At 75.0% G+C, this 10,446-nt stretch carries 11 protein-coding genes and 1 pseudogene; 6 read left to right on the top strand and 6 right to left on the bottom strand.

Annotated features, from left to right (window positions below; all coding sequences use genetic code 11):
* The 4 genes and pseudogenes from BI06_RS53640 to BI06_RS18180 form a co-directional block, all read right to left on the bottom strand.
* Window positions 1–549, bottom strand: a pseudogene (locus BI06_RS53640) (hypothetical protein); the annotation flags it as partial.
* 230 nt (window positions 550–779) lie between these two features.
* Window positions 780–1,244, bottom strand: a complete 465-nt coding sequence (locus tag BI06_RS18190) for a DUF6113 family protein (RefSeq protein WP_233290180.1) — start codon at window positions 1,242–1,244, stop codon at window positions 780–782.
* The gene (gene mshB / locus BI06_RS18185) at window positions 1,241–2,167 is read right to left on the bottom strand and encodes an N-acetyl-1-D-myo-inositol-2-amino-2-deoxy-alpha-D-glucopyranoside deacetylase (RefSeq protein WP_030397135.1); all 927 of its coding nucleotides are present in this window, start codon (window positions 2,165–2,167) and stop codon (window positions 1,241–1,243) included. Before mshB ends, BI06_RS18190 begins: the two co-directional genes overlap by 4 nt.
* Window positions 2,168–2,198: 31 nt before the next feature.
* Complete coding sequence (locus BI06_RS18180) at window positions 2,199–2,393, bottom strand: DUF2304 family protein (protein ID WP_030307746.1); 195 nt, start codon at window positions 2,391–2,393, stop codon at window positions 2,199–2,201.
* A gap of 305 nt (window positions 2,394–2,698) precedes the next feature.
* On the opposite strand from BI06_RS18180, the gene BI06_RS18175 reads away from it, so the two are divergent.
* From BI06_RS18175 to BI06_RS18155, 6 genes are all read left to right on the top strand, one after another.
* Window positions 2,699–4,852, top strand: a complete 2,154-nt coding sequence (locus tag BI06_RS18175; RefSeq protein ID WP_030397136.1) for a prolyl oligopeptidase family serine peptidase — start codon at window positions 2,699–2,701, stop codon at window positions 4,850–4,852.
* A gap of 336 nt (window positions 4,853–5,188) precedes the next feature.
* The gene (locus BI06_RS18170; RefSeq protein ID WP_043469145.1) at window positions 5,189–6,166 is read left to right on the top strand and encodes an ABC transporter ATP-binding protein; all 978 of its coding nucleotides are present in this window, start codon (window positions 5,189–5,191) and stop codon (window positions 6,164–6,166) included.
* Window positions 6,163–6,885: an ABC transporter permease gene (locus tag BI06_RS18165; protein ID WP_030397138.1), complete on the top strand. Its 723-nt coding sequence runs from the start codon at window positions 6,163–6,165 to the stop codon at window positions 6,883–6,885. The genes BI06_RS18170 and BI06_RS18165 overlap by 4 nt, the downstream gene beginning before the upstream one ends.
* Window positions 6,886–6,893: 8 nt before the next feature.
* The gene (locus BI06_RS18160) at window positions 6,894–8,135 is read left to right on the top strand and encodes a histidine kinase (RefSeq protein ID WP_043469887.1); all 1,242 of its coding nucleotides are present in this window, start codon (window positions 6,894–6,896) and stop codon (window positions 8,133–8,135) included.
* 104 nt (window positions 8,136–8,239) lie between these two features.
* On the top strand, window positions 8,240–8,368 hold the full coding sequence (locus tag BI06_RS54725; protein WP_255360226.1) for a hypothetical protein: 129 nt from the start codon (window positions 8,240–8,242) through the stop codon (window positions 8,366–8,368).
* Between the two features lie 44 nt (window positions 8,369–8,412).
* The gene (locus BI06_RS18155) at window positions 8,413–9,045 is read left to right on the top strand and encodes a response regulator transcription factor (protein ID WP_030397140.1); all 633 of its coding nucleotides are present in this window, start codon (window positions 8,413–8,415) and stop codon (window positions 9,043–9,045) included.
* A gap of 33 nt (window positions 9,046–9,078) precedes the next feature.
* On the opposite strand, the gene BI06_RS48140 is transcribed toward BI06_RS18155, so the two are convergent.
* Both BI06_RS48140 and BI06_RS53635 read right to left on the bottom strand, forming a co-directional pair.
* Window positions 9,079–9,960: a transglutaminase-like domain-containing protein gene (locus tag BI06_RS48140; RefSeq protein WP_043469142.1), complete on the bottom strand. Its 882-nt coding sequence runs from the start codon at window positions 9,958–9,960 to the stop codon at window positions 9,079–9,081.
* A 68-nt stretch (window positions 9,961–10,028) separates the two neighbouring features.
* Window positions 10,029–10,446: GNAT family N-acetyltransferase (locus BI06_RS53635; RefSeq protein ID WP_233290179.1), on the bottom strand; the 418-nt coding region annotated here is incomplete at its 5' end.

Genomic DNA, 10,446 nt, shown 5'->3' with positions numbered 1-10,446 from the left:
GGCCGCCGTCGCGGCGGCGGGAGCGGGAGCGCCGGCCGGCACCGCGGCCGGGGCGGAGCCCTCGCCGGGAGCGGCCTTCTTCTGCCGGGGGCGGAACCAGGCGCCGGTGGACTCGGCCTCGGAGGTGGCCGGCGGGATCTGCCACTCCGGCGGCAGGTCCGGCGGGGTGGAGCGGCCGCCGCCGTCCATCACGCCGAGCACCGGGGAGGCGGGTGCGGCGGACCGGTGGCGGGGCCCGGCCGGCTCGGCGGCGGGCGCGGGGGCCTCCTCGCCGGGGCCGTCCTCGTTCTTGACCGTGCTGCGCACCACCACCGGCGGGATCGGACGCGAGCCGGGGATGTTGATCCGGACGCGGGTGGTGAGGGTGGTCTCGGTCTTCGGGCTGTCGTCCTCGCCCTCCGGAGCCGAGCCCTTGGCGGCGGCGCCGGCACCCGCGCGGTCGCCGCCGGGGAAACCCGGTGTGCCGTAGGGCGGGGTGCCCGACGGGTAGGCGTCCGGTCCCGTGCGCCGAGGCGTCGGGTGGGCGTTGTCAGATTCGCGGCTGCTCAATGCTGCTCTGCTCCGGGTTCGCGGGCCGGGCCGTGCGGCGCGACCGCGGTTGTCGGCGCCGGACCAGGCGGGCGGCGTCGGGTACGGCGTTCTGCGGCACCACCATACTGGGAAGAACCGGCCGGTGAACCGGTTCGGACAGATCCCGATACGTCCGGTTCCTCCGGTATGAGAGTACGACCGGACGGTCTTGACTGCCCGTCGTACCGGCCACCGTACGCGGGTCCCCCTCAGGGGCGGCGCGGCGGCCCCGGAACGCCGGGGAACCAGCTGGTCCGGGTCGGCAGGGTGGCACAGATCACGCCCAGGATCGAGCCGACGAACAGCCAGCAGAGCGACGTGGCATTGGTCCAGAGCACGTTGTCCCCCTCCGGGCGGGGAACCATCACCAGCAGCAGGGCCAGGAACCAGCCGGCCGCCGGGATCCCCGCGCCGAGCCGGGTGCCGGTCACCCGCAGGCCGCCGTAGAAGGTCGCGGCGGTGGCGGCGAGCGCCAGCAGGACTCCCACGGGCGGCCACAAGGCCTGCACAAATGCTCCGCAGATCGACACCGCGATGCCCAGCAGGAAGAACAGGACATAAGCCGCGATCCGTGCCGTGCGCGGGGGCTGGGACTCCTTCAGCCGCTCCTCCCGGCTGCCGAGCAGCGCCGCCGGGATCGAACGGCGCGCGGGCCGGGCGTCGGTCGCGGTCATCGGACGGGCTCCTCGGAGGTGGCGGTGGGGGCCTCGGCGCCGGCGGGGTCCTCGGTGCCGGCGAAGAGGTCGTCCTCCGGCAGCCGCGACCCGGCCCGGCCGCGTGCCAGCTGGTAGTACTCGGTGGCGAGCAGCGGCTGGCCGAGGTCGTTGGAGAGCGCGAAGAACGCGCCGTCCACGGTGATCTGGGTGGCGTGCGCGGCCATCGCGGCGGCCTTGCGGCCGGTGTACGCGGTGCCGTCCAGCACGGTGGTGACCAGTTCGTCGGCCACCACCCCGGGGACGTCGGCGGCCTGTGCCACGCCCGGGAACGGCGCCTTCTCGGCGGTCTCGGCGAGGCCCCGCTCGATCACCGACCGGGGCACCCGGTTCCAGTAGACCTTGGCGATCCGCCAGGCCGGGCCGAGGTCGGGCCGGTGGGCCGGGTCGGCGGCCAGCTCGTACGCGCGCATCGCGACCCGGTGCGCCTGGATGTGGTCGGGGTGCCCGTAGCCGCCGTCCTCGTCGTAGGTGACCAGCACCTGCGGGCGCACCTCCCGGACCACCGCGGCCAGCCGGTCGGCGGCCTCGTCCACGTCGGCCCGCCAGAAGCAGCCGGGCACGTCGTTGTCGGGCACGCCCATCATCCCGGAGTCGCGGTAGCGCCCCGGGCCGCCGAGGAAGCGGAAGTCGGTGACCCCGAGCTCGGCCATCGCCCGCGTCAGCTCGCCGATCCGGTGGGCGCCGAGGGCGTCCTCCCGATCGGCCGTCAGGTGGGCCAGCTCGGGCGGGATCACCTCGCCGCCCTCGCCGAGGGTGCAGGTCACCAGGGTGACGTGGGCGCCCTCGGCGGCGTACCGGGCCATCGTGGCGCCGTTGTTGATCGACTCGTCGTCGGGGTGCGCGTGCACCAGGAGCAGGCGGCGTCCGGTAGTCGCGGTCATAGGAGGAAGCCTAGCCACCGCACGGTGGGGGTCAGAGCTTGAGGCCGTTGATCATTCCGGCGAGGTTGCTGGTGACCTGGCTGATCGAGGGGGCGATGGAGCTGGACGCCAGGTAGAAGCCGAGCAGCGCGCAGACGATCGCGTGCGCGAGCTTCAGGCCGGAGCGGCGGATCAGCACCACCACGATGACCAGCATCAGCATGGCGGCGGAGATGGACAGGGCCATGGCGGCTCACACCCCTTCCGGGTGCGCCGCTCCTCCCGGGGAGGGGCGGCGGTCGTACCGTGCGGGACTTGCGGTCGGGCGACCGGCGGCCCGGGACGGGGCCCGACGATCACTCGTGGACCAGTCATACCCGATGAGTGAGGCGGACATTACGTTGAGTGAGGCCGCACACCCCGGGGCACAGTCGCACTCATGGGGCGCATGGGCCGGTCGGAGGGGGTGCGACCCCCTTCCGGGCGTACTTGCGCACGATGCTCCGAACGAGTGATCACCACCGGCGCGGCGGCGTCATAGGGTCTGGTGCCATGACCACCCACACCCCAGCGGACACCTTCCCGAGGCAGTACGCGCGCACCCTGCGCTACACCGTCGGCGCTCCCCGGTCGTTCTCCGTCGCACCCGACGGATCCCGGGTCGTCTTCCTGCGCTCGCCCTCCGGGGGCGACCGCGCCAACCTGCTCTGGACCCTCGACACCGCCACCGGCGAGGAGCGGATCGCCGCCGACCCGGCCGTCCTGCTCGGCGGTGGCGAGGAGGACCTCTCCCCGGCGGAGAAGGCCCGCCGCGAGCGCAGCCGCGAGGGTTCGGCCGGCATCGTCGGCTACGCCCTGGACGGCGCGGGCCGGCTCGCGGCCTTCGCCCTCTCCGGCCGGCTGTTCGTCGCCGACCTGGTCGCCGGCACCGCCACCGAGCTGCCCGCCGAGGGCCCGCTGGTCGACCCGCGGCTCTCCCCGGACGGCGTCCACGTCGCCTACGCCAACACCGCCGGCGAGCTGCGGCTCACCCGTACCGACGGCAGCGGCGACCGGGCCCTCGTCTCGCCCGAGGGCCCGAACGTGACCTGGGGCCAGGCCGAGTTCATCGCCCAGGAGGAGATGGACCGCGACCGGGGCCACTGGTGGTCCCCCGACAGCGACCGGCTGCTGGTCGAGCGGGCCGACGACACCCCGGTGCACCGCTGGTGGATCGCCGACCCGGCCAACCCGGACCGCGAGCCCGCCGAGGTCGCCTACCCGGCCGCCGGCACCCCGGACGCCGAGGTCGGCCTCTGGCTGTTCGGCCTGGACGGCAGCCGCACCGAGGTGGTCTGGGACCGCGAGTCCTTCCCCTACCTGGCCCGGGTGCACTGGTCCCAGGGCGGTGTGCCGCTGCTGCTGGTCCAGTCCCGCGACCAGCGGGCGCAGCGGATCCTCGGCCTCGACACCGCCACCGGCGCCACCGAACTGCTGCACGAGGAGCGGGACGACGCCTGGCTGGAGCTGTTCACGGGCGTCCCGGCCTGGACCCCGGACGGCAAGCTGGTCCGGATCTCCGACGAGTCCGGCGCCCGCGCCCTGGTGATCGGCGAGCAGACCGTCACCGGCCCCGACCTGCACCTGCGCTCGGTGCTCGCGGTCACCGCCGAGGAGGTCCTGTTCACCGCCTCCGGCGGCGCCGCCGAGACCGACCCCGAGCCCGGCTGGGTCGCCGTCGGCCGGATCGGCCACGACGGCAAGCGGCTTTCCTGGGAGGCCGCCAACGGCCGCCCGTTCACCTCCGTCACCACCGCCGTGCACGCGGCCGGCATCACCGTGCGGGCCACCGCCGAGCCGGACCTGCCCGGCACCCTGGTGCGGGTCTCCCGGGACCTGCCCGAGGGCGTCGCGGTGGACGACATCGCCACCGTCGCCTCCTACGCCGAGACCCCGGTGATCACGGCCCGGCCGGTGTTCCGCTTCGCGGGCGAGCGCCGGATCCCGGCCGCGGTCTTCCTGCCCACCGGCTACGACCGGGAGCGGGACGGCCTGCTGCCCGTCCTGATGGACCCGTACGGCGGCCCGCACGGCCAGCGCGTCGTCCAGGCGCACAACCCGCACCTGAACTCCCAGTGGTTCGCCGACCAGGGCTTCGCGGTCGTCGTCGCCGACGGCCGGGGCACCCCCGGACGCGGCCCGGCCTGGGAGAAGTCGATCGCCTTCGACTTCGCCGGGGCCACCCTGGACGACCAGGTGGACGCGCTGCGGGCGCTCGCCGAGGAGTTCCCGCTGGACCTCGACCGGGTCGCGATCCGCGGCTGGTCGTACGGCGGCTACCTGGCCGCGCTCGCCGTGCTGCGCCGCCCGGACGTCTTCCACGCGGCGGTCGCGGGCGCGCCCGTCACCGACTGGCGGCTCTACGACACCCACTACACCGAGCGCTACCTGGGCCACCCGGACGAGCGGCCCGAGGTGTACGAGGCCAACTCGCTGACCGGCTACGCGGCCGGTCTGGAGCGGCCGCTGATGATCATCCACGGTCTCGCCGACGACAACGTGGTGGCCGCGCACACCCTGCGGCTCTCCTCGGCGCTGCTCGCCGCCGGGCGCCCGCACACCGTGCTGCCGCTCTCCGGCGTCACCCACATGACGCCGCAGGAGGAGGTCGCGGAGAACCTGCTGCTGCTCCAGGTCGACTTCGTGAAGAAGTCGCTCGGCGGCTGACAGCGGCTGCCCGCCGGAGGAGCGGGCCGGCGGGAGGGAGGGGGAGCGGAGCCGGAGCAGGGAACCCGGGCCCGCGGACGAGCGGTGCCGGGGCATACCCATCCCGCTCCCCCTCGGCCGCGTGTACCCGCACGGGGTCGATCTGTCCGGCCTCGATGTGGCCACACCGTAGCCCCGGCCACCGACAGGCCCTCCCGGGACGCCGCCCGGTGCGTGCGTTCGGCATGACATCCGTCATGCCGAACGCACGACGGCGGTTACTGCCGCCGGACCCCGGCCGCGCGGGACTCTGAGGTGGTGCGAAGGACACCACCGGCAGGGGAGAGGACCGCGACGATGGACACGGGAGAGGTCGCCGCCTTCAGGGGCGTCGGCAAGAGCTACGGACGGGTACGGGCCGTGGACGGCCTGGACCTGGTGCTGCGGCCGGGCGAGACCGTCGCCCTGCTCGGCCCGAACGGGGCCGGCAAGTCCAGCAGCCTCGACCTGCTGCTCGGCCTGCGCGAGCCCGACCGGGGCAGCGTCACACTGTTCGGCGGCCGCCCGCGTGCCGCGATCGAGGCCGGCCGGGTCGGCGCCATGCTGCAGAGCGGCGGCCTGATGACCGACGTCAAGGTCCGCGAACTGGTGCGGCTCGCCTGCGAGGTCCACCCGCGCGGCCGGTCCGTCGCCGAGGTGCTCGAGGACGCGGGTGTCACCGAGCTCGCCGAACGCCGCGTCGACAAGCTCTCCGGCGGCCAGGAGCAGCGGGTCCGCTTCGCCCTCGCCATCGCCGGGGCCAACGACCTGATCGTGCTGGACGAGCCCACCACCGGTATGGACGTCTCGGTCCGGCAGTCCTTCTGGGCGAGCATGCGGGCCCAGGCCGACGCCGGCCGCACGGTGCTGTTCGCCACCCACTACCTGGAGGAGGCCGACTCGATCGCCGACCGCGTCCTCGTCCTGCACCGGGGCCGGCTGATCGCCGACGGCAGCTCGGCCGAGATCAAGGCCCGGGCGGGTGCCCGCCGGATCACCTTCGAGCTGCACGAGGCGGACGGCCCGTTCGACGAGGCACCGCTGCGCCGGCTGCCCGGTGTGCAGGGCCTGGAGGTCGCGGCCCGCGTCCCGGGCGTGCGGACGGTGCGGATCCGCACCGCCGACGCGGACGCCGCCGTCGCGGCCGTCTACCGGGCGGGCCTGTACCCGCGCGGTCTGGAGGTCACCGGACTGGGCCTGGAGCAGGCCTTCCTGACCATCACCGGCGAGCAGGACGCCGCCGAGTCCACCGAGTCCACCGAGTCCACCGAGAACGTGCTGGAGCGTGCGCGATGACCACCCTGATCCGGCTGGAGATCCTGCGGACCTTCCGCAACCGCCGCTACGTGCTCTTCACGATCGCCTACCCGGCGCTGATGTACTTCTTCTTCATCCACGCCTACAGCGCGGACAAGCTGGCCGGCGGCCTCCCGGTGAAGACCTACTTCATGGTCTCGATGGCCACCTTCGGCGCGGTCGGCGCGGTGCTGACCGGCAGCGCGCAGCGGATCTCGCTGGAGCGCAAGAGCGGCTGGGTGCGTCAGCTGCGGCTGACCGCGCTGCCCGGCCGGGCGTACACCGTCGGCAAGATCGCCGCCGCCGCCGTGACCACCCTGCCCGCGATCCTGGTGGTGTTCGCGGTCGGCGCGAGCCAGGGCGTCTCGCTGACGGCCGGGCAGTGGGTCGGCCTGGTCGCCGCCCTGTGGCTGGGCAGCTTCGTCTTCGCGGCACTCGGGGTGGCGCTCGGCTACGCGGCGGCGCCGGACTCGGTGCAGAGCATCGTGATGATCGCCTACATGGCGATGGCCCTGTTCGGCGGGACGTGGTTCCCGGTGAGCGGCTCGCTGGAGTCCTTCGCCCGCTTCAACCCGGTCTACCTGTACAACCGGCTGGCCACCTTCACCCAGCCCGGGCACTCCCTGGACACCGTCGCCGTCGCCGGGCTGGCGGCCTTCCTCGCGGTGTTCGTCGCCGCCGCGGCGGCCCTGTACCGACGCGACACCCGGCAGGCATGATGATCGACATGAGCGAGCCGTACCGGACCCACCGCACCGACGAACAGCCGGAGGCGGGGCCGGCGCGCTCGTCGTTCATGAACATCCCGGGCGCCTCGGTGGAGAGCGGGCGGCAGCTGCTGGTGAAGGTCGCCTGGATGCTGCTGTGGATGATCTACCTGGCCTACCCGGTGGGCGACCTGCTGAACGGCGGTCACAGCGCGGGTGCCCGGGTACTCGGCTGGATCTGCCTGGCGGCCTTCGTCGCCGGCTACGTCCTGCTGGTGGTCTTCCGCTCGATGCCCGGGATGCGGCCGCGGACCTGCCGGGCGATCGTCGCCACGATGGTGGCGCTCGCCGTGGCGTCCACCTTCGTGCTCGGCACCGCCTTCCTGTCCCTGTTCATCTACGCCGCGGTGTGCGTCGCGATCATCAGCCCGGCCCGCTACGCCCTGCGCGCGCTGCTCGCCATGGCGGTGCTCACCGCCGGGGTCGGCCTGCTGGCCCACGCGGACATGGACAACGTGTGGACCTTCACGCTCAGCGCCTTCCTCGCGGGCGCCGCGATGAGCGGCCTGCAGCGCCTGGTCGGCACCATGAAGGAGCTGCGCGAGGCCAGGGCCGCCGTCGCGCACCTGGCCGCCTCCGAGGAGCGGCTGCGGCTCGCCCGGGACCTGCACGACCTGCTCGGGCACTCGCTGTCGCTGATCACCCTGAAGAGCGAGCTGGCTGGCCGGTTCATGGACGCCGGCAAGGACGAGGCGGCGCGGGCGCAGGTCGCCGACATCGAGAACGTCGCCCGGCAGTCGCTGATCGACGTCCGGGAGGCGGTCACCGGCTTCCGCCGCCCCACCCTGCCGGTCGAGCTGGCCGCCGCCCGCACCGCGCTGGCCGCCGCCCAGGTCACCCTGGAGACCGCGCCGGAGCTGCTCGACGCCTGGCCGGGGCTGGCCGCCGAGGAGGCCGGCGCGCTCGCCTGGGCGCTGCGCGAGGCGGTCACCAACATCGTCCGGCACGGCGAGGGCGCCACCGTCTGCACCGTGCGGTCCGACGAGACCTGGGAGGGGAACGGCGAGCGCTACGCCGTCCTGGAGGTCACCGACGACGGGCGCGGCCCGGGCAAGTCCCAGCCCGGCAACGGCCTCTCCGGGCTGGAGGAGCGGCTCGCCCTGGTCGGCGGCCGGCTGGAGACCGGGCCGGGCGAGCGGGGCCGGGGCTTCCGCCTGCGGGCCCTGGTGCCGCTGCGGACGGCCTCCGTCCCCGCCCCGTAGCCGACCGGTCGGCGCGGCGGCGTCGCCGTGACCCCGCCGCCCCCCGTAACCCCGGCGCCCCGCCGCGCGGGCGCCGGGCGGCGCGGGCGGGCAGCATGGCAGACATGCCGAAGTCCGTGCTGGCGGTCCTCACCGTGCTCTTCCTCTCCCTGCTGCTCTGCGCCGCGTTCACCGAGGCGGGCACGTCGGCCCGGGGGGCGGCCCCCGCCGGCGCCCTGGAGCACCCCCGCTGACCTCCGTCCCCCGTCGGGACGGGGACGCCGTAGGGTCGGGCGGCATGAGTGACAATCAGGGCGACCGGCCCTCGGTGCGGGTGCTGTTGGCGGAGGACCAGGGGATGGTCCGGGAGGCGCTCGCCGCGCTGCTCGGGCTGGAGGGGGACATCGACGTCGTCGCCCAGGTCGGGCGGGGGGACGAGGTGCTGGACGCCGCGGTCGCGCACGACGTGCAGGTGGCGGTGCTGGACATCGAGATGCCGGGGATGACCGGGATCGAGGCCGCTGCGCTGCTGCGGCAGCGGCGGCCGCAGACCAAGGTGGTGATCGCGACGACCTTCGGCCGCCCCGGCTACCTGCGGCGGGCGATGGAGTCCGGCGCGGACGCCTTCCTGGTGAAGGACGCGCCCGCCGCCGAGCTGGCCGAGGCCATCCGCCGGGTCCTGCGCGGCGAGCGGGTGATCGACCCGGTCCTGGCCGCGGCGGCGCTCGCCGAGGGGGCCAACCCGCTGACCGCCCGGGAGCGGGACGTGCTGGCGGCCGCCGCGGACGGCGCGGTGAACGCGGACATCGCCCGGCGGCTGCACCTGTCCGAGGGCACGGTGCGCAACTACCTCTCGATGGCGATCCAGAAGACCGAGGCCCGCAACCGCACCGAGGCGGTCCGGATCGCCCGCGAGAAGGGCTGGCTGTAGACCCGGTCCTGCCGATCGTTCCCGGGCCCCGGCTCAGTTGAGCCGGTGGCGGGCGGCGCGGGCCTCCTGGCGGACCTTGGCGGCGGAATCGGGGTCGAAGGCGTCCAGGATCGCGGCGTACTCGTCCATCTCCCCGGCCCCGCCCAGGAAGTCGCCGGTGCGCACCAGCAGTTCGGCGCGTTCGAGCCGGAGTTGGGCGGGGTGGCGGGGGAGCAGCAGGGCGAGTTCGGTGGCCCAGAGCTGGGTGCGGGCGTGCTCGGGCCGGTCGGCGGCCCAGCCGCGGATGTTGCCGAGCACCCGCAGCACGACGTCCAGCGGCTGCGCGGGGGTGAGCAGTTCGGGCGTGAACTCGTGTCCGGCGGCGTGCACCAGGTCGGCCACCCCGTCGAGGTCGAGCAGCCGGCCGCCGTGGAAGGGGTCGGCCAGCACGTAGTCCTCGCCGCCGGCGGGCCCGCCGACCGCGACGACGAAGTGGCCGGGCAGGGCGACCCCGTGCACGGTGAGCCCGGCCCTGCGGGCGACCGCCCACCAGACCAGCGACAGCATGATCGGCAGTCCGCGGCGCCGCCGCAGCACCTCCGGCAGCAGCGAGGACTCCAGCCGCCGGTAGTCGGACTTCCGCCCGTGGAACCGCTCGCGCCCGCCGAGGACGGCGGCCAGCAGCGCCGCGGTCTCCTCCGGTCCGGCCGGGGCGCGTTCGGCGACGGCGCGCCGTACGGCGGCCGCGTGCCGTTCCAGCGCCGCCTCGCAGGCGGCGAGCAGGGCGTCGGGCGCGGGCGGGCCGTCGAGGCCGTCCGGGTCCGAGGGGTCGGGGGCGGGGGTGTGTTCGGCGGCCGCGAGCACGCAGAGCAGCACCGGATCGGGGTGCTCGGCCCTGGCCTCGGTCCGGAAGCGTGCTCTGCTCTGCTCGGTCACGGCGGTGGCGGCGGCTTTCGTACGGACGGGCGGACGGGGAGGGACGCGCGGGGGAGCGGCCGGGACTCCTACCCCTGCGGCAGGAGTGCGTACTGGTAAGTGTGACTGGTCGTGAAGCCCAGGCCGTCATAGAGCGCGATCGCCCCGGAGTTCTCCGCCTCGACCTGCAAGTACCCGCCGCCGGCGCCCTCCTCGGCGGCCCGGGCCGCGAGCACCGCCATGACCGCGGTGGCCAGTCCGGACCGGCGGGCGTCCGCGGCGACCTCGACCGCGCCGAAACCGGCCCACGGCCCGTCGACGACGCAGCGTCCGACGGCCAGCGGCGCCCGGTCGGGACCGGCGCCCGGCACAGTGGCGAACCAGACCGACGGCCCGCCGCCGACCACCCGCAGGGCGGCCTCCTCCACCGCCGGGCCGCCGCCCGCCCGCCGGTACAGCGACAGCCAGGCCGCGTCGGCGGTCCGGGAGAGCCGCACCCGGTCGAGG

It is taken from the genome of Kitasatospora sp. MBT66 (genome assembly GCF_000710405.2).
GTDB lineage: Bacteria > Actinomycetota > Actinomycetes > Streptomycetales > Streptomycetaceae > Kitasatospora > Kitasatospora purpeofusca.
Note: the sequence above shows the minus strand (reverse complement) of the source record. Positions and strands in the feature narration are given on the sequence as shown.